General features: G+C 74.2%; 19 protein-coding genes and 1 pseudogene. 11 read left to right on the top strand and 9 right to left on the bottom strand.

What is annotated here, in order from left to right:
• Nucleotides 1–199: 199 nt before the first annotated feature.
• Nucleotides 200–349 (bottom strand): annotated as a pseudogene (locus tag OIE51_RS00780) (NADH:flavin oxidoreductase/NADH oxidase); the annotation flags it as partial.
• A 102-nt stretch (nucleotides 350–451) separates the two neighbouring features.
• Here OIE51_RS00780 and OIE51_RS00775 point away from each other — a divergent pair.
• On the top strand, nucleotides 452–814 hold the full coding sequence (locus OIE51_RS00775) for an ArsR/SmtB family transcription factor (RefSeq protein WP_326594720.1): 363 nt from the start codon (nucleotides 452–454) through the stop codon (nucleotides 812–814).
• Nucleotides 815–1,044: 230 nt separating this feature from the next.
• On the opposite strand, the gene OIE51_RS00770 is transcribed toward OIE51_RS00775, so the two are convergent.
• Nucleotides 1,045–2,400, bottom strand: a complete 1,356-nt coding sequence (locus OIE51_RS00770; RefSeq protein ID WP_326594719.1) for an FAD-dependent oxidoreductase — start codon at nucleotides 2,398–2,400, stop codon at nucleotides 1,045–1,047.
• Between the two features lie 216 nt (nucleotides 2,401–2,616).
• Between OIE51_RS00770 and OIE51_RS00765 the strand changes: the two genes are divergently transcribed.
• Complete coding sequence (locus OIE51_RS00765) at nucleotides 2,617–3,186, top strand: DUF6214 family protein (RefSeq protein WP_326594718.1); 570 nt, start codon at nucleotides 2,617–2,619, stop codon at nucleotides 3,184–3,186.
• On the opposite strand, the gene OIE51_RS00760 is transcribed toward OIE51_RS00765, so the two are convergent.
• Entirely contained in the window at nucleotides 3,183–3,866 is a 684-nt protein-coding gene (locus OIE51_RS00760) for a DUF305 domain-containing protein (protein ID WP_326594716.1), read from the bottom strand. The two genes, OIE51_RS00765 and OIE51_RS00760, sit on opposite strands and share 4 nt — an antisense overlap.
• Before the next feature lie 143 nt (nucleotides 3,867–4,009).
• Between OIE51_RS00760 and OIE51_RS00755 the strand changes: the two genes are divergently transcribed.
• Entirely contained in the window at nucleotides 4,010–5,485 is a 1,476-nt protein-coding gene (locus OIE51_RS00755; protein WP_326594715.1) for an LVIVD repeat-containing protein, read from the top strand.
• Here the strand turns inward: OIE51_RS00755 and OIE51_RS00750 are convergent.
• From OIE51_RS00750 to OIE51_RS00740, 3 genes are all read right to left on the bottom strand, one after another.
• Complete coding sequence (locus OIE51_RS00750) at nucleotides 5,476–6,126, bottom strand: TetR/AcrR family transcriptional regulator (protein ID WP_326594714.1); 651 nt, start codon at nucleotides 6,124–6,126, stop codon at nucleotides 5,476–5,478. The two genes, OIE51_RS00755 and OIE51_RS00750, sit on opposite strands and share 10 nt — an antisense overlap.
• 232 nt (nucleotides 6,127–6,358) lie before the next feature.
• Nucleotides 6,359–7,300, bottom strand: coding sequence for a M56 family metallopeptidase (locus tag OIE51_RS00745; RefSeq protein WP_326594713.1), 942 nt, complete (start codon nucleotides 7,298–7,300; stop codon nucleotides 6,359–6,361).
• A gap of 63 nt (nucleotides 7,301–7,363) precedes the next feature.
• Nucleotides 7,364–7,933, bottom strand: a complete 570-nt coding sequence (locus tag OIE51_RS00740; RefSeq protein WP_326594712.1) for a DUF5134 domain-containing protein — start codon at nucleotides 7,931–7,933, stop codon at nucleotides 7,364–7,366.
• A gap of 110 nt (nucleotides 7,934–8,043) precedes the next feature.
• Here OIE51_RS00740 and OIE51_RS00735 point away from each other — a divergent pair, with 110 nt between their 5' ends.
• Complete coding sequence (locus OIE51_RS00735) at nucleotides 8,044–8,598, top strand: GNAT family N-acetyltransferase (RefSeq protein ID WP_326594710.1); 555 nt, start codon at nucleotides 8,044–8,046, stop codon at nucleotides 8,596–8,598.
• Here the strand turns inward: OIE51_RS00735 and OIE51_RS00730 are convergent.
• Nucleotides 8,582–9,265 (bottom strand): glycerophosphodiester phosphodiesterase, encoded by a 684-nt coding sequence (locus OIE51_RS00730; RefSeq protein ID WP_326594708.1) that lies wholly within the window; start codon nucleotides 9,263–9,265, stop codon nucleotides 8,582–8,584. The genes OIE51_RS00735 and OIE51_RS00730 overlap by 17 nt on opposite strands.
• 118 nt (nucleotides 9,266–9,383) lie before the next feature.
• Here OIE51_RS00730 and OIE51_RS00725 point away from each other — a divergent pair, with 118 nt between their 5' ends.
• The 3 genes from OIE51_RS00725 to OIE51_RS00715 are packed head-to-tail and all read left to right on the top strand — an operon-like array spanning nucleotide 9,384 to nucleotide 12,668.
• Complete coding sequence (locus OIE51_RS00725; protein ID WP_326594706.1) at nucleotides 9,384–10,781, top strand: DUF6421 family protein; 1,398 nt, start codon at nucleotides 9,384–9,386, stop codon at nucleotides 10,779–10,781.
• 49 nt (nucleotides 10,782–10,830) lie between these two features.
• Nucleotides 10,831–11,610 carry an SDR family NAD(P)-dependent oxidoreductase gene (locus OIE51_RS00720; RefSeq protein ID WP_326594704.1) on the top strand — a complete coding sequence of 260 codons (780 nt, stop codon included), beginning with the start codon at nucleotides 10,831–10,833 and terminating at the stop codon, nucleotides 11,608–11,610.
• Nucleotides 11,589–12,668, top strand: a complete 1,080-nt coding sequence (locus tag OIE51_RS00715) for a threonine aldolase family protein (RefSeq protein WP_326594703.1) — start codon at nucleotides 11,589–11,591, stop codon at nucleotides 12,666–12,668. The genes OIE51_RS00720 and OIE51_RS00715 overlap by 22 nt, the downstream gene beginning before the upstream one ends.
• 24 nt (nucleotides 12,669–12,692) lie before the next feature.
• Here the strand turns inward: OIE51_RS00715 and OIE51_RS00710 are convergent, their stop codons facing one another.
• Both OIE51_RS00710 and OIE51_RS00705 read right to left on the bottom strand, forming a co-directional pair.
• Nucleotides 12,693–13,412 (bottom strand): lysophospholipid acyltransferase family protein, encoded by a 720-nt coding sequence (locus OIE51_RS00710; RefSeq protein WP_326594701.1) that lies wholly within the window; start codon nucleotides 13,410–13,412, stop codon nucleotides 12,693–12,695.
• A gap of 85 nt (nucleotides 13,413–13,497) precedes the next feature.
• Nucleotides 13,498–13,905 (bottom strand): DUF4395 domain-containing protein, encoded by a 408-nt coding sequence (locus OIE51_RS00705; RefSeq protein WP_326594700.1) that lies wholly within the window; start codon nucleotides 13,903–13,905, stop codon nucleotides 13,498–13,500.
• A 73-nt stretch (nucleotides 13,906–13,978) separates the two neighbouring features.
• Here OIE51_RS00705 and OIE51_RS00700 point away from each other — a divergent pair, with 73 nt between their 5' ends.
• The 4 genes from OIE51_RS00700 to OIE51_RS00685 all read left to right on the top strand — a co-directional run bounded on the left by OIE51_RS00700 (nucleotide 13,979) and on the right by OIE51_RS00685 (nucleotide 17,844).
• Nucleotides 13,979–14,401 carry a TlpA family protein disulfide reductase gene (locus tag OIE51_RS00700; protein ID WP_326600449.1) on the top strand — a complete coding sequence of 141 codons (423 nt, stop codon included), beginning with the start codon at nucleotides 13,979–13,981 and terminating at the stop codon, nucleotides 14,399–14,401.
• A 165-nt stretch (nucleotides 14,402–14,566) separates the two neighbouring features.
• Nucleotides 14,567–15,352, top strand: coding sequence for an electron transfer flavoprotein subunit beta/FixA family protein (locus OIE51_RS00695; protein ID WP_326594698.1), 786 nt, complete (start codon nucleotides 14,567–14,569; stop codon nucleotides 15,350–15,352).
• Between the two features lie 70 nt (nucleotides 15,353–15,422).
• Nucleotides 15,423–16,388, top strand: a complete 966-nt coding sequence (locus tag OIE51_RS00690) for an electron transfer flavoprotein subunit alpha/FixB family protein (protein WP_326594697.1) — start codon at nucleotides 15,423–15,425, stop codon at nucleotides 16,386–16,388.
• A 157-nt stretch (nucleotides 16,389–16,545) separates the two neighbouring features.
• Nucleotides 16,546–17,844 carry a DUF6986 family protein gene (locus OIE51_RS00685; protein WP_326594696.1) on the top strand — a complete coding sequence of 433 codons (1,299 nt, stop codon included), beginning with the start codon at nucleotides 16,546–16,548 and terminating at the stop codon, nucleotides 17,842–17,844.
• Nucleotides 17,845–17,854 lie beyond the last annotated feature (10 nt).

Genomic DNA, 17,854 nt, shown 5'->3' with positions numbered 1-17,854 from the left:
CCTACTGGCCGCGCCGCCCTCCGGCGTACCGATCCGGCGATCCGGCGCCCCGACCGGTCGTCAGAAGGCCCGCAGATACTGGTCGGGGACGCCGGTCGGCGCCACCCCCAGCTCCCGGGCCGCCCGCCGCGCCCACGAGGGCTCGCGCAGCAGCTGGCGGCCGAGCAGCACCGCGTCCGGCCTCGCCGTTCTCCACGATCTTGGCCGCGTAGTGCGCGAAGTGCCAGTCGGTGGCCACCCCGGTGTCCGGCCCCGAGGCCGGCGCCGAATACTGGCACATGGGCGCCATCCAGACGCGGTTGGGGACGGTCGGCGACCGCAGGGTGCTGGGTTCGAACAGCGCGCTCACGCGGGGCTCCTCATCCGGCACGGGCCATGACGGAAAGATTAGTACGAGAGGCATCGTACTATGGTGGGGTCGTGCCACGACGGCTCTCGTAGAATCGGTCCCATGGCACCCCCCTCCACCACCACCGTGGCAGGCCGCGACCTCGCCCATCCCGCACGGGAGGAGATCCGGCTGGAGCAGGTGCTGCACGCCCTCGCCGACCCGCTGCGGCTCGCGGTGGTGCGCACCCTGGCGGCGTCACCGGACGAGCTGTCCTGCTCGGTGTTCGAGCTGCCGGTCAGCAAGTCGACCTCCACCCACCACTTCCGCGTGCTGCGTGAGAGCGGCGTCATCGCGCAGGTCTACCGCGGCACGGCGAAGATGAACGCCCTGCGCCGCGCCGACCTCGACGCGATCTTCCCCGGCCTGCTCGACGGCGTCCTGGCCGCCGCGGCCGTGGAGGCCGAGCGCCTCACCACCGATTGAGCCCTGCCGTCGGCGCGCGGCGGCGCCGGTGGGGGGCACGGGCCCCGTCCGCCGGGCGCCGTCCGGTCCGGCGCCGTGAGCCGCGTCCGGCGGCGTCATCGGCCCCGGCGGCATCCGGTCCCGCCCGGCGATCCGCCGGGCCGGGTCACCGCCCCGCGCGCCCCGCGCCGCCCGGGGCGTCGCCCGGCCGCGCGGGGTCCCCGGTCCGGCCGTCAGGCCCGGTCACGCCCTCACGCCCCGCGCGCGGCGGTCAGCAGTCCGGCCCAGTCGGGGATCTTCACCGTGCCGCGCGACAGCGTCCGGCCCAGCGCCGTCTCGGCGGCCTCGATGCCCAGCCAGCCTCGCCACGCGACGGGCGTGAGCCCGGCCGCCGCCAGCCCCGACAGCGGGTCTTCCGCTGCCACCTGACGCCGCGCCAACTCGGGCACGTCGGCCAGCACCGAGCCGGCCGTCTCCTTGGCGCACGGCCGGTTGGTGCCGATGACCCCCGTCGGTCCGCGCTTGATCCAGCCCGCGACATACTCGCCGAGCGACGCCGCACCGTCCCGCAGCACCCGCCCCCCGGCGTGCGGCACCGTGCCGCCCACCGGATCGAACGGCAGCCCCGGCAGCGGAACGCCCCGGTAGCCCACCGAACGCAGCACCAGGCCCGCGTCGATGTCCATCAGCTCGCCCGTGCCCGTCACGCCGCCCGAGGCGTCCGGCGCCGTCCGCTCGAACCGCACGCCCCGCACCGCGCCCCGGCCGTCGTCCAGGATCTCCACCGGGCGCAGGAAGAAACGCAGATGGATGCGGCGCGCGGCGGTCCCGGCGGGCGCTTCGGCCCAGCCCCGCAGCGCCGCGACGTTCCGCCGCGCGGTCGCCGACAGGCCGGCCGGATCGGCGTACCCGGGGTCGGCGGCCAACTCCTCCGCGCGCACCACGACGTCCGCGCCGGGCAGCGTACCCAGCTCCCGCAGCTCCTTGGTGGTGCACTTCGCCTGGGACGGCCCGCGCCGGGCCACCATGTGGACGTCGGTGACGGCGCTGGCGGCGAGCGCGTCCAGCGGGCCCTGCGGGATGTCGGTGGCGCGCAGCTCCTCCACGCCCCGCGCCAGCACCCGGGCCACGTCCACCGCGACATTGCCCGCGCCGATGACCACGGCGCCGCGCCCGCCCAGCGGGAAGCCCTGGCCGATCGCGTCCGGATGGGCGCTGTACCAGGACACGAAGTCGGTGGCCGAGCAGCTGCCCGCGAGATCCTCGCCGGGAATGCCGAGCCGCCGGTCGCGGGCGGCGCCCACGCAGTAGATCACCGCGTGGTAGAGGCCGCGCAGCTCCCGGGCGGAGATCCCGCCCTCGCCCACCGGCACGTTGCCCAGGAACCGGACGTCCGGCCGTTCCAGCACCTGACGCAGGTTGTTCTGCAGGGACTTGATCTTCTCGTGGTCGGGCGCCACGCCGTAGCGCACCAGCCCGTAAGGGCAGGGCAGCCGGTCGAGCACGTCCACCGCCAGGGGGACCGGCCAAGCGGCCCGCTGGTCGAGCAGGGACTGAGCGGTGTACACCCCGCTCGGCCCGGATCCGACAACCGCGATGCGAAGCACGTGAGACTCCTAGGGCCGCCGAGGAGGGACGGACTCTCAGCATCGCACCGAACGACGCGGCGCGGGAGTGCGCTGTCGGGGTGCTGTCCGCGCCGGCCGTGCGCGCCGCCCGGCGCCGCCGGGGGCCGGGCGGTCTAGGTTGCCTCCGTGGTGAAGAGTAGCTTTTCCGGCTTTCCGGGCGGCCATCAGTCGAACGGCCCCAGTCCGGTGTGGCCCGTGTGGGAGCTCCGGGGCCACGGATCCGCCGCCCCTCCCACGGCCGGTGACGGTCTGCCGCCGTGGTTCAGCGTCGGCCTCGTCTTCGCCGACGGCACCCGCATCGAGCTGCTCGCGCAGGTACGGGAAGGGCGGGTGCTCATCGAGGACATGCGCGCCGACCCGCCGCTGCCGGTGGACGGGTTCGGCACCCTGCCCGACTGGCTCGCGGAGCCGCTGCGCGGGGCCTGCAAGGTCGTCACCGGCCAGTACGGGGGAGCGGCGGCCTCTCCGGCCGCCGAGCCGTCCCCGACCCCCGCCGAGCGCGCCGAGCAACCCGAACGGGCGGATGACCAGGGCGAGTCCACGCCGGCCGCCCAGCCGCCCCGGCACCGCGCCGGGCGCCGGCGCTCCGGCGGCCGGGACGGCCGCCGCACCGCCGCCGAGGCGTATCTGGCCGCCCAGCGCGAGGGCACCGACCCGGTGCTCGCCGTCATGTGCGCCACGGGCCGCAGCCGCCGCCGGTCCCTCAAACTGATCGCCGCCGCCCGCGACAAGGGCTACCTGACGCCCCGCCACGTCCGCCGCTAGCGGGACCGCCCGGCCTGGCGCAGCTCCTCCATCCGGCCGATCTCGACCGACTGGGCCGCGATCATGTCGTTGGCCATCTGCTGCACCGTCACGTCCCCCGCGCCCGTCAGCACCTCCGCCGCCATCGTCACCGCCCCCTCGTGGTGGGCGATCATCAGGTCCAGGAACAGCGCGTCGAACTCCTCGCCCCTGGCGGCGGACAGCTCCGCCAGCTGCTCCTCGGTCGCCATCCCCGGCATCTCGCCGCCGTCGTGCGTCCCGTGCCCGCCGTCGTCCGCCGCCGCGCCCGCGTTGCGGGTCAGCCAGGCGTTCATCGCGTCGATCTCCGGGCCCTGCTCGGCCGTGACGCGCTCCGACAGGCGCAGCACCGCCTCGTCCTCGGCGTGCCGCCCGGCCAGCTCCGTCATGACGAGCGCCTGTCCGTGGTGCTCGGCCATCATCCGCATGAACGCGAAATCCTCGGCGGTCGGCTCGCCCTCGCGGGCCCCCCTCTCGGCGGCCTCCTCGGGGGAGAGCGTCTCGGCCGCCTCGCCGGGGGCGCCCGGGGCGATGACGGGGGGTGTGCGGTCGGCGCCCGCGCCGTCGTCCGAGCCGGACGCGCCCGTGCAGCCGCCGACCAGAGCCAGGGCCGCCAGGGCGGCGAGGGCGGTGCCGGTCCTGAGGCGGCGGCGGTCCGTCAACGTTTCTCCTCGGTGGTCCGCGGTGCTCTGCCGAGATGTCAGCGATATTACTTACTTTGATATGCACATGTGAGGGTCGATACTGAGGGGGCCTTGCAACGGGCAACGTCGCACGGGCGTAAGCGAATTCGACGGAGGACGCGGTGACATCGTTGCACAGCCCACCCACACGGCGCAGGCGGCTCGGCGCGTTCACGTTCGCAGCCGCTCTGCTGGCCACCGCCTGCCTGACCGGCCCGGCGCTGGCCGCGCCCGACCCGGGCGACGGCGAGCCGGGCGCCGGGGACGTCTCGCGGGCCGAACGCGCCGACACCCTGGCCGCCATCGAGAGCGGCGCCATCCCCGGGGTGAACGAGATAGCCCACAGCGCCAACGTCACCCCCGTTGCCGGCGTCCCGCACTCGGCCGCGCTCGCCGGGCTCAACTCCGACCTCGCCTTCCAGGGCGACTACGCCTTCGCGGGGAACTACGACGGTTTCGTCGTCTACGACATCAGCCGCCCCTCCTCGCCCGAGATCGTCACCCAGGTCCTCTGCCCGGGCGGCCAGGGCGATGTCGCCGTCTCCGGGGACCTGCTCATCCTGTCCGTCGACTCCTCGCGCAGCGACGACTCCTGCCGGAGCAGCTCCCTGCCGGCGACCGAGAAGGAGGCATGGGAGGGCATCCGCGTCTTCGACATCAGCGACGTGCGCCACCCCGAGTACGTGGCCGCCGTGGAGACGCCCTGCGGTTCGCACACCCACACCCTGGTGCCCGAGCGCCGCAGCGTCTACGTCTACGTCTCCTCGTACTCCCCGAGGGCGACCTACCCGGACTGCCAGCCCCCGCACGACGGCATCTCCGTCGTCGAGGTGCCGCGCGCCGACCCCGAGCGGGCCGCGCTCTCCTCCTTCGACATCGTCTTCCCCGAAGGCGGCTTCCCGGGCGACGCGGACAGCTCCGCCACCACCGGCTGCCACGACATCACGGCCTATCCCGAGCTGGACCTGGCCGCGGGCGCCTGCATGGGCGACGGTGTCCTCTTCGACATCTCCGACCCGGCCCGCCCGGCCGTCATCGACCAGGTGCGGGACGCCGACAACTTCGCCTTCTGGCACTCGGCCACCTTCAGCCAGGATGGCGAGAAGGTCGTCTTCACCGACGAACTCGGCGGCGGCGTGGGCGCGATGTGCGACGAGGCGACCGGCGACGAGTTCGGCGCCAACGGGATCTACCACATCACCGGCCACGGCGATGACCGGCGGCTCACGTTCCGGAGCTACTACAAGATCCCCCGGCACCAGGCGGACACCGAGAACTGCGTCGCCCACAACGGCTCGCTGATCCCCGCCGCCGGCCGCGACATCATGGTCCAGGCGTGGTACCAGGGCGGCGTCTCGATCTGGGACTTCACCGACTCGGCGCACCCGCGCGAGATCGGCTACTTCGAGCGCGGGCCGGTCTCGGCGGATGTCCTCACCTTCGGCGGCTCCTGGTCGGCCTACTACTACAACGGCTACATCTACTCCAACGACCAGGCCGGCTTCGACGTGCTGCGGATCGACGACCGCCGGACCAACAGCGCCCGCGCGGTGACCCTGGACGAGCTGAACGTCCAGACCCAGCCCGTCTACCGCTGAGGAGTCGCGAACTGACGCGGTGTCCCGCCGGACGGCTCGTCGCCCGGTGGGACACCGAGCTCCCACGCGAGTCCGTAGCGGCTGAAGAGCTCCTGGCGCAGCCGCCCCGGCGGCATCGGCGCCCCGGGCAGGAGCTGGGCCACCACCGCGCCCATCAGCAGTGCCCGCAGCAGCGTGTAGTCCGTGTCCGGATCGGGCGAGCCGTACCGCGCCATCGTCTCCCGCAGCACGGCCGCCAGCCGCTGCTGCTCGACGCACTGGATGAAGCCCTCCTGTTGCAGCAGCCCCGCCATGTGCGCGCGCATCAGCGTCGGACGGTCCCGGGCGAGCCCGAGGATCGCGTCGATGGCACGGGCCAGCAGCTCCTCCCCGGCCCGCGCGCCCGTCGGCCGCGGCGACCGGTCCAGCGCCTCCGCGAGCGTCAGATGCATCAGCCGGTGCACGGCGGACTGCAGGAGCTGGCGCTTGCCGGGGAAGTAATAGGAGATCAGGCCGCGGGCCGAGCCCGCCCGGTCGGCGATGTCCCCCAGCGTCGTCGCGTCGAAGCCCCGCTCGGCGACGAGCTCGACGGTAGCCTCGAGCAACCTTTGCCGAGAGCGTCGGCGCATTTCTTCATTGACCGAAGCGCTGCGAGGGGACATGCTGGACTCCCGTTGACTGGCTCTCAGTCAATATACTCAGCGGGACCCCGGACAGCCGCCCCGGTCGGCGGAGTCCTGTCCGGCGTCGGCGACGGTATCGGGCGGCGCGGGGGACCGCCCGATACCGTCGCGGGCGCCGTGCCCGGGCGTGTCGCGGGCGAACGGGAAGAACGGGAAGAACGGGGAAGAAGCCGGACGGGCCTAAGAACCGGACGGGCCCGGCAGGCGCCGGTCAGCGGCCGAGCGCGGTCAGTCCCGGCGCGAAAGTGACCAGCAGCGGCACGGCGGGCACCAGCGTCGCGGCGGCGGTCAGCCGCAGGCGGCGCGGGACGGACAGCCGCGGCGCGGGAGTCAGCAGCCGGTGCACCCGGTGCGGCACGTGGGCGTGGTGGGCGTGGCAGGCGAAGACGCCGCGGTCCTCGTTGAGCCCGACCAGGGCCAGCGCGGTGGTGAGCCGGCCGAAGCTCCGGGAGGCCACGTCGTCGGCGGCCAGCTCGACCAGGCGGTGCACCTGGTGCCGGAACGCGGCGAAGACCGGCACCCGGGGGAAGCCGTTGGCCAGCGCGCCGGAACAGTGCAGCAGCCAGTGGTGCCGGGCCCGGACATGGCCCTGCTCGTGGGCGATGACGGCGTCGAGCTGGCGCCCGTTCAGCCGGCGGAGCGCCGCCGTGGTGATCACCAGACGCGGCGCGGGTCCGCCCAGCAGCCAGGCGTCCGGACGTTCGTCCTCCAGCACGATCAGCCGGTCGCCCGCGTCGGCCGCCTCCCAGGGCAGCCGCGGTGAGCGCGACAGCAGCCCGGCGTGCTTGCGGCGGCGGGCCGCCCGCGCCGCCCGCACCTCGCGGGTGAGCATCACGGCCGTCCAGACGCCGCCGCAGGCCAGCAGCACCGCCACGGCGGCGGCCCAGCGCCGCTCGCCGAGCTGCAGCCCGTACGCCTCGGTCACCTGACTCGGCGCCGGCCCGAAGACCTGGCCGCGCACCTCGTGCCAGGCCGCGGCACCGGTCAGCGCCATGGCCAGCACGCAGCACAGCAGCACCGCCACGACGACGCACTGCCACACCCACAGGGCCAGCACCGGCTCCCGGTCCGGCCAGGAGACCCGGGCCAGCACGCGCGGCGCCGCGGCCGCGGTCAGCCCGCCGAGCACGAGCAGCGTGATGGCGATCACCATGCCGTCAGCCTAGAACCCAGCCCTCCCACCCGGAACCGCGCACGAACACACGTGACGCACGCCTCACAGGGCCAGCAGCGTCGCGAACATCCCGACCGACAGCGCGAGTCGGCAGGCCGCCGCCAGCTCCGGCGCCGCGCAGTGCGACCCCGCGGCCGGACCCCGGACCGGGACCGGGCCGGGCGTCCCGCCGGCCGCGGTCGGCAGCAGGCGCGGCCCGGTCCGCAGCGTGTAGAGGGCGAAGTAGGCCAGCAGCACCCCGGTCACCAACGGCACCCCGCCCGGCGCGTGCCCGGCGTGCCCGCCCGGGGCGGCGGCCATCGCCACCGCCATGTACACCATGGCCAGGCTCTCCACCACGTGGTGCGCCTGATGCGCCGCGCCCGCCCGCAGCAGCGCGGCCGACCACAGCGCCGTCGCCGCGAACAGCACCGCGAACCCGGCCGGCGGCGGCGTCGCGGGCAGCGCGGCCGGGGGTACGGCCATCAGCGCCATGCCGAAGCCCATCGCCGCCTCGATCCCCGCCGCGTGCCGCGCCCCCGCCGGGCCCGCGCGCATCCGCGCCAGACTGAAGGCGCCCGTGCCGCCGCACAGCGCCACCACCAGCCAGCCCACCAGCTCCGGTCCGTGCACCGCCCACCTCCCGTTCGTCCCGCCGCGTGAGGATGCCCGTCCCCGTGGGCAGGCAGGGGAGGCGCACGAGGGCGCGCGGAAGCGCGGGCGGGCGCCGTTACGATGCCCGGGTGACGACGACCACGGACCCGACCTTCCGCACGGCCGCCGAGGCCGACATCCCGGCCCTGGTGGCGCTGGTGGAGTCGGCGTACCGGGGCGAGGCCAGCCGGACCGGCTGGACCACCGAGGCCGACCTGCTGGACGGCCGGCGCACCGACGCCGCCGGTGTCCGCGAGGTCCTTGGCGACCCCGGTGGTCGGCTGATCGTGGCCGAGCTGAACGGGGACCTGGTCGCCTGCTGCCACGTGGCGCGTCGCGACGGGCCGCGGCCGGGGGAGTCCGCCGCGTACTTCGGGATGTTCGCCGTCCGTCCGGTCCTGCAGGGCGCCGGCCTCGGCCGGCGGGTGCTGGCCGAGGCCGAGCGGCTGGCGCGCGCGGAGTGGGACGCCCGCGAGATGCGGATGCTGGTGATCTCCGCGCGGGCGGACCTGATCGCCTGGTACGGGCGCCGCGGTTACACCCGCACCGGCCGGACCAGTCCCTTCCCGTACGGCGACGAGCGCTTCGGTATCCCGCGCCGACCGGATCTGGAGTTCGAGCTGCTGGTCAAGCCGCTGTCCTGACCGCGCGCACGATCCGCGGCACGTCGGTCACCACCCCGTCCAGCCCGAGCGCGCGGGCGCGGGCCAGCTCCGCCGCGTCGTTCACCGTCCAGGCGATGACCCGCACGCCCGCCGCGCGGCACCGCCCGACCACGTCCGGGTCCAGGTGCGCCAGCTCGCAGGAGACCATGTCCGCGCCCAGCGCCGCCGCCCGCTCCGGCGCGGTCGCGGTGGAGCGGCCGGTGACCAGCGCCACGGGCAGGCCGGGCAGCCGTTCGCGGATCTCCCGCAGGGCCTCCTCGTGAAAGGAGATCGCCCGCACGCGGCCGTGCAGCCGGCCGTGCCCGACGGCCAGGGCGAGACTCCGGGCGGCGGCCGGGTCCTTGATCTCGGCCTGCAACGGGGCCGCCACCGCGGCCACGACCTCGGTGAACAGCGGGACGCGCTCGCCCCGGCCCGCGTCGAGGCCGCGCAGCTCGGCCAGGGTGAGGTCGGCGACCCGCCCGGAGCCGTCGGTGGTGCGCTCGACCTCGGCGTCGTGGATCACCACCAGCTCGCCGTCCTTGCTCAGACGCAGGTCCAGCTCGACGGCGTCCACACCCGCGCGCTCGGCCCGGCGGAAGGACCGGAGGGTGTTCTCCGGCTCCACGCCCATCAGTCCGCGGTGTCCCACGGTCAGCAGCGGCATGGCGCCACCCTAGCCACGCCCGGTGGCCGGGAGCTGAACCCGTCCTGTCCGGAGTTGATCGGAGGATCCGCGCCGGATACCGTGCTCATACGAGAAGTTCTACTGTTGAGGAGGGGCAGTGACGGAAAGATTGGCGTCCATCACCCCGGTTGGCGGCGAATCTCCCACCGGGCGCGTCATCGCCCACCGGGCCTGGACGACGCTCAAGCGCGCCGTGGAGAGCATCCGCCCCGCCCAGTCGAAGGACGGCTCCATCGACTTCACCGCCGACGGGGCGCCCACCCGCGACCGGATCGCCCGGCAGCTCGACCGCGTCGTGTCCGCCGTGCGCGAGCTGGCCCCTCTGCTCCCGCACGACGCCGCCTACCACGAGGCGCTCGTCGCCGACCTGCGCCGCTGGGCCGACGACGGCTTCGGCGTCCCCGACTTCCTCGACTCGCTGCTCGCCTTCCGGCCCGCCGCCGACCGCACCGACGGCCGCCAGCACCTCGTCGTCTTCCCCATGTACACGCAGAACGGCAACCCGGACCGGAACCTGGAGGCCGTCGTGCTGCGCGTGGTGTGGCCCGACTGGCTGGCCGAGCTGGAGCGCACCCGCTACGACAACCCGATGTTCCTCGGCATCACCTTCGAGGACTTCACGGCCGGGTACGACACCAACTCCGCCGTCCTGTTCCCCGAGACCATCGCCGTCCGCCAGGCCCCCGAGCGCTTCACCTGGGGCGGCATCTTCTGCGACCGCGAGGCCGCCCGCTTCCGCCGCGTCGTCGACGCCGCCCGCGAGGTCACCAGCCTGCGCCTGCCCGACGACGCGGCGGACCTGCTCGGCGACCAGGAGCGCTGCCAGCAGACGTTCGTGCTCTGGGACATGATCCACGACCGTACCCACAGCCACGGCGACCTGCCGTTCGACCCGTTCATGATCAAGCAGCGCCAGCCGTTCTGGATGTACGGCCTGGAGGAGCTGCGCTGCGACCTGACCGCCTTCCACGAGGCGGTCCGCCTGGAGGCCGACGGCCACCCCCAGGGCCGCGACGTCCAGTACGCCGTGCTGCTGGACCGGCTGTTCCGCTTCCCCGTGACCGGCGCGCGCGTCCGCAACTACGACGGTCTCGGCGGCCAGCTCCTGTTCGCCTACCTCCACCAGCACGACGCCCTGCGCTGGACCGACAACCGGCTCGGCGTCGACTGGGACCACGCCCGCGAGGTCACCGTCCGGCTGCGCGAGGAGATCGAGACCCTCTACCGCAAGGGCATCGACCGGCCCAAGCTCGTCCACTGGCTCAAGGCGTACGACCTCGTCTCCGCCTACCTCGCCCCGCACCCCGGCTCCCGCTGGGCCCAGGGTCCCGACGCCCTCGACCTGAGCCTGCCGCCCCGCAAGCTCGTCGACGAGGTGCTGCCCGACGAGTTCCCGCTGAGTCTGTTCTACGAGGCCCTGGCCAAGAAGCTCCGCGGCGTCGTCGAGTCCACCCGCGGCATCACCGCGGCCGGCCCCGTCACCAGGGTGGCGTGATCTCCGTCATGCCGCGCGGCATGATGGACCCCAGGAGGAGGCGATGACGATGAGCACCATCCCATCCATGCCCGAGGACGCCGACGGCGGGGGCCCGCTGGAGGGCGCGGTCGTCGCCGTGGCCGGCGCCGGCGGCCCGGCCGGCCACGCGACGCTGCTGCGGCTCGCCCAGGCCGGCGCCACCGTGGTGGCCTCCGACGCCGACGCCCAGCGGCTGGCCGAGGGCGTCGACGCCGCCCGCTTCGCCCACGGCGGCGCGACCGTCATGGGGGACACCGTCGACCTCCTCGACCCGGGCGCCACCCGCGAGTGGGCGGCCAAGACCGAGCAGGACCTCGGCCGCGTCGACGGCCTGGTCCACCTCGTCGGCGGCTGGCGCGGCGCCACGTCCTTCGCGGCCACCGACCTCGCCGACTGGGACCTCCTGCACGACCTGCTGATCCGCACCGTCCAGCACACCTCCCTCGCCTTCGAGGGGCCACTGGCCCGCTCCGGCAACGGCCGGTACGTGCTGATCAGCGCCGCCGGCGCGACCCGCCCCACCGCCGGGAACGCCGCCTACGCAGCCGCCAAGGCCGCCGCCGAGGCGTGGACGCTCGCCCTCGCCGACGCCTTCAGCAAGTCGGGACCGGCCGACCGCCCGCCCGCCGCCGCCACCGTCCTCGTCGTCAAGGCCCTGGTCGGCGACGCGATGCGGCGGGAGCGCCCGGAGGCCACGTTCCCCGGCTTCACCGACGTCCACGACCTGGCCGACGAGATCCGCCGGCTCTGGCACAGGCCCACCGCCGAAGTGAACGGAACCCGCCTGTGGCTCACCCCCCAGCCGTGACCACCGACGCCCGCCGCCGCCACGACCCGGCCGTGCGCGGCTTCGCCAGCGACAACTACGCCGGGGCGTACCCGGAGATCCTGGCCGCCCTCGCGCTGGCGAACGGCGGCCACCAGACCTCCTACGGCGACGACGACTACACCGCGCACCTGCGGGACGTCTTCCGCGCCCACTTCGGGCCCACCGCCGAGGTCTACCCGGTCTTCAACGGCACCGGCGCCAACGTCGTCTCCCTCCAGGCCCTCACCGACCGGTGGGGCGCCGTGATCACCACGACCACCGCCCACATCCACACCGACGAGGGCGGCGCTCCGGAGCGGGTCGGCGCCCTCAAGCTGCTGACCGTGCCCACCGCGCACGGCAAGCTCACCCCCGAGCTGGTCGCCCGCGAGGCGTTCGGCCGGGACGACGAGCACCGCGCCACGCCCCAGGTCGTCTCCCTCACCCAGAGCACCGAGCTCGGCACCCTCTACACCCCCGAGGAGATCCGCGCCGTCACCGACTTCGCCCATGAGCGCGGCATGACGGTCCACCTCGACGGAGCCCGGATCGCCAACGCCGCCGCCGCCCTCGGCCTGCCGCTGCGCGCCTTCACCACCGACGCAGGCGTCGACGTGGTGTCGTTCGGCGGGACGAAGAACGGCCTGCTCTTCGGCGAGGCCGTCGTCGTCCTCACCCCCGGCGCGGTCCGCGCCATGCGCCACATCCGCAAGTTCTCCATGCAGCTCGCCAGCAAGATGCGCTTCGTCTCCGTGCAGTTCGAGGCACTGCTCGCCGGCGAGCTGTGGCTGCGCGGCGCCCGGCACGCCAACGCCATGGCCCGGCGCCTGGCCGACGGCGTCCGCGAGGTGCCCGGCGTCACCGTCCTCCACCCCGTCCAGGCCAACGCGGTCTTCGCCCGCCTCCCGCGCGACGTCAGCGAGCGGCTGCGCAAGCGGTACCGCTTCTACTACTGGGACGAGGCCGCCGGGGACGTCCGCTGGATGTGTTCCTTCGACACCACCGAGGAGGACGTCGACGGCTTTCTCGCCGTGCTCCGCGCCGAGACGGCCCGCTGACCCCGCCCTCCGGCGCGCGCCCGTTCAGCTCGTCGACGTCCTGGAGGGCGGCGGGGCCGTGCCACCGAGGTGGGCCGGCAGCCACCAGGCGTCCTCCTGGTCCTGCGGCTTGACCGGGTAGGCCTGCTGCGCCGACTCCAGGAGCTCCTGCACCCGCCCGCGCACCCGGCGGGTCAGGGCCAGCGCGGGCTCGGACGGATCGGCCGCGATCGGCTCGCCCACCCGGATGGTGATCGGGAGGTGATGGCGCCCCATGTCCCGCTCGTGGCCCTTGGTCCACAGCCGCTGGGTGCCCCACAGGGCCACCGGCAGCACCGGCACCCCGGCCTGCTGCGCCATCCGCACCGCGCCCGTCTTGAACTTGTCCAGCGTGAAGGACTCCGAGATCGTCCCCTCCGGGAAGACGCCCACGATCTCCCCCGAGCGCAGCGCCCGCACCGCCGGCTCGAACGCCTGCATGCCCGCGGCGCGGTCCACCGGGATGTGCTTCATCGCCCGCATGAGCGGTCCGGACACCCGGTGCCGGAAGACCGACTCCTTGGCCATGAACCGCACCAGCCGCTTGGCGGGCCGACAGGCGAACCCGGCGAAGACGAAGTCGAGATAGCCGATGTGGTTGCTGACCAGCACGGCGCCGCCCCGGCGCGGCACGTGTTCGCTGCCGGCGATGTCGAAGCGCAGATCGAGCGCCTTGAACATCGTCCGGGCGACGCCGATGACCGGCGGGTAGACAAGCTCTGCCATGCGAGAGGCCCCTCTTCCGTGCGGCGAACCTACGCCTCCGTAACTTTCGGTGCCGCCTGATCGTGCCCGAAAGCCGCCGCGAGCGCTAGTTGAGCGCCCGGCGGAGGAGCAGATACGCCTCACATCCCAGGCAGTAGCCGAAGGCGGCGTTGAGGAAGGCGGCGGCCAGCGCGCACGCCGTCGCCGCCATGCCCAGCGCCTGCGGCCCCGCCACGTAGCCGATCAGGCCCGCCAGCGCGAAGCCGAGCCCCACGGCCTGCGCGAAGCGCGGCGGGCCCGCGTCCTCGGTCTCCCGGACCGGCCCCAGCCGCGGCAGCACGACCACCCGGAAGAGCACCCCGTACGGCGCGTACCGCGTCCCGAGCGCCGCGCCCAGGCCGAACACCACCGTCTGGGCCGCCAGCAGCCACGCGCTTCCCGTGATCAGCACCGCCGCGAGCACCACCGTGGTGACGGCCGCGCCGAACCGCGGCCCCCTGACATCTATGCGCATGCCCCCAGCATCGCGCACCCCGCCGCCGGGGGGGCCGGGAATGAACCGCGCGCCCGGCGCGCTGTCGCACCCGATGACCGGACTCGTGGTGTGTGTGGCGGTGCTCGCGGTGGCGGGCGCCTTCGGGCTGTGGCGCCGGAGGCGTGACGGGAGGCTGGGGATGAGGGACCGGGACGGCGGCCGGCGGCTGGACGCCGCGGTGATCGGCGCCGAGCGGCTGGGACGGCGGGCCACCCTGGTGCAGTTCTCCACCGCGTTCTGCCAGCCCTGCCGGGCAACCCGCCGGACCCTGTCCGAGGTGGCGGAGATGGTGGAGGGCGTGGTCCACGTCGAGATCGACGCCGAGGCCCGCCTCGACCTCGTGCGTGAGCTGGGCATCGTCCGCACCCCGACCGTCCTGGTCCTGGACGCCGCCGGTACGGTCGTACGCAGGGCTTCGGGACAGCCACGCCGGGCGGACGTCTTCGCGGCCCTGGGAGCTGCCGTCCCCGGGTGAGTTTCTGTGTGTTCGCGCAAGAATCGGTCCGACAATGTGTACGTAGGCAACGTCACAGTGGGACATGCTTGCTTGCGAGGGCTACCCTGGGTGTACTGGCAAGTAACTATCCGGGTGATCTTCCGAGTACCCAGTGTGCGGACCGATAGCAGTAGGAGAGCCGGCGTGAGTCTGAGGATCGTTGTCTGTGTGAAGTACGTGCCTGACGCCACGGGTGACCGGCACTTCGCGGAGGACCTGACCACGGACCGGGAGGCCGTGGACGGGCTGCTGTCGGAGCTGGACGAATATGCCGTGGAGCAGGCGCTCCGGATCGCCGAGGACGCGGACGACGCGGAGGTCACCGTCGTGACCGTCGGCCCGGAGGACGCCACCGACGCGCTGCGCAAGGCCCTGTCGATGGGCGCCGACAAGGGTGTGCACGTCGAGGACGACGACTTGCACGGCACCGACGTCATCGGCACCTCGCTGGTGCTGGCCAAGGCCATCGAGAAGACCGGCTACGACCTGGTGGTCTGCGGCATGGCCTCGACCGACGGCGGCATGGGCGTGCTGCCGGCGATCCTGGCCGAGCGGCTGGGCGTGCCGCAGGTGACCTTCCTGACGGAGGTGTCGGTCGCCGACGGCACGGTCTCCGGCCGCCGCGAGGGCGACGCCGCCACCGAGCAGGTCGAGGCCGCGCTGCCGGCCGTGGTCTCGGTCACCGACCGCTCGGGCGAGGCCCGTTACCCCTCCTTCAAGGGGATCATGGCCGCCAAGAAGAAGCCGGTGGAGACGCTGGATCTGGAGGACCTGGAGCTGGAGGCCGAGCAGGTCGGCCTGGAGGGTGCCTTCACCAAGGTGCTGTCGGCCACCGAGCGCCCGGCGCGCACGGCGGGCGAGATCGTCACCGACGAGGGCGAGGGCGCCAAGCTGCTGGCCGCCTTCCTCGCGGAGCGCAAGTTCATCTGACCGCCCGCCCGCCGGGCCCGGTCCCTCATGTCCCCACCGTCAGTTCGTCTCGCTGGAGAGCACGATTCCCATGGCTGAAATTCTTGTTTACGTCGACCACGCGGACGGTGCCGTCCGCAAGCCCACGCTGGAGCTGCTGACCCTCGCCCGCCGCCTCGGCGACCCGGTCGCGGTGTACCTGGGCGCGGGCGTCGAGGGCGCCGCGGCGGCGCTGGCCGAGTACGGCGCCGTGAAGGTGCTGGCGGCCGACGCCCCGGAGTTCGGGGACTACCTGGTCGTCCCCAAGGTGGACGCCCTGGGGGCCGCCGTCGAGGCGGTCTCTCCGGCCGTCGTCCTGGTGCCCTCCTCCGCCGAGGGCAAGGAGATCGCCGCCCGCCTCGCGGTGCGGCTGGGCTCCGGCCTGATCACCGACGCGATCGACCTGACCGCCGGTGACGACGGCGCGCCCGTCGCCACCCAGTCCGTGTTCGCCGCCGCGTTCACCACCACTTCCTCGGTCACCACCGGCACCCCGGTGATCACCGTCAAGCCCAACTCCACCGCCCCGGAGGCCGCCCCGGCCGCCGGCACGGTCGAGCAGCTGCCGGTGACGTTCGGCGAGCTGGCCACCGGCACCAGGGTCGTCTCCCGCAGCGAGCGCGAGTCCACCGGCCGCCCGGACCTGACCGAGGCCGCCATCGTGGTCTCCGGCGGCCGTGGCGTGAACGGCGCGGAGAACTTCGCGATCATCGAGGCCCTCGCCGACTCGCTCGGCGCGGCCGTCGGCGCCTCCCGCGCCGCCGTGGACGCCGGCTGGTACCCGCACAGCAACCAGGTCGGCCAGACCGGCAAGACCGTCTCGCCGCAGCTCTACGTCGCGGCGGGCATCTCCGGCGCCATCCAGCACCGGGCCGGCATGCAGACCTCGAAGACCATCGTGGCCATCAACAAGGACGAAGAGGCCCCGATCTTCGAGCTGGTCGACTACGGCATCGTCGGCGACCTGTTCGACGTCGTCCCCGCCCTCACCGACGAGGTCAAGGCCCGCAAGGGCTGATCCCGGCACGGGACCGCCCAAGCACGGCACCGGCCGCGCCCGCGCTCAGCAGCGGGCGCGGCCGGTGCCGTGTTGTGTTCCGCCGGGACGCCGGATACCTTCGTGCGACAGATATCTTCAACGATCTGTTGAAGTCGAGTGAGGCGGAGGAAGCCGCATGACGCCGGGCGAACGAGTGACGACCACGCTGGCGGCGGCCGTGACCACCGGCATCGGCGCCTCGCTCGCCGCCGTCGACGCCGACCTCGCCCGCCGCTATCCCGGTGCCCCCCACACCCGCCGACCGGTCCACACCGTCTATGTGCCGGCCGACCGCCTCACCGCGGACACCGTCCGCTCCTGGGGCACCGAGGCCCTGGCCCTCCTCAGCGAACACGCCCCCGACGCCGCCTCGTTCGGCACCGTCCTCGGCATGCCCGAGGCCCTCGCCGGTCCCGTCCGCGCCCGCGTCCTGGCCAAGCTGGAGCGCGAGCCCGTCGAGGACCTCCGTGTCGACTTCGAGGACGGCTATGGCCCGCGCCCGGACGCCGAGGAGGACGCCGCCGCCGCCCGCGCCGCCCGCCTGATCGCCCGCGCCCACGCCGAGGGCACCGCCCCGCCGTTCACGGGCCTGCGCGTCAAGTGCATGGAGGCCGCCGTCCGCGACCGCGGCATCCGCACCCTCGACATCTTCCTCACCACTCTGCTGGCGGCCGGCCCCTTGCCCGCCGGCCTGCGGATCACCCTGCCCAAGGTCAGCTACGCCGAGCAGGTCGCCGCGATGGCCCGGCTGTGCGAGGAGTTCGAGAAGGCGGCGGGCCTGCCCCCGGGCCGGCTCGGCTTCGAGATCCAGATCGAGACCACCCAGGCCATCCTCGGCCCCGACGGCCGGGCCACCGTCGCCCGCATGATCGACGCCGCCGGCGGCCGGGCCACCGCCCTCCACTACGGCACCTTCGACTACAGCGCCGCCTGCGAGGTCAGCGCCGCCCACCAGGCCCCGGACCACCCGGCCGCCGACCACGCCAAGGCGGTCATGCAGGTCGCGGCGGCGGGCACCGGCGTCCTGCTCTCCGACGGCTCCACCAACGTCCTGCCCGTCGGCCCCACCGCCCGTGTCCACGACGCCTGGCGCCTCCACCACGGCCTGGTGCGCCGCTCCCTGGCCCGCGCCTACTACCAGGGCTGGGACATGCACCCCGGCCACCTCCCCACCCGGTACGCGGCCGTCTACGCCTTCTACCGCGAGGGTCTGGACCACGCGGCGGCCCGGCTCGCCGCCTACGCGGGCGGCGCCGACGCCACCGGCGGCGCGGTGCTCGACGAGCCCGCCACCGCCCGCGCGCTCAGCGGCTTTCTGCTGCGCGGCATCGACTGCGGCGCCCTCGATGTCGCCGAGGTGACCGGCGCGACCGCCCTGGACCGCTCCCGGCTCGAAGCCCTGGCCGGCCGCCCCGCCCCGGACGCCGGCGCCTGACCCGTGCCCC

This window comes from Streptomyces sp. NBC_01803, from assembly GCF_035917415.1.
GTDB lineage: Bacteria > Actinomycetota > Actinomycetes > Streptomycetales > Streptomycetaceae > Streptomyces.
This window is presented reverse-complemented; position numbering and strand designations above follow the sequence as displayed.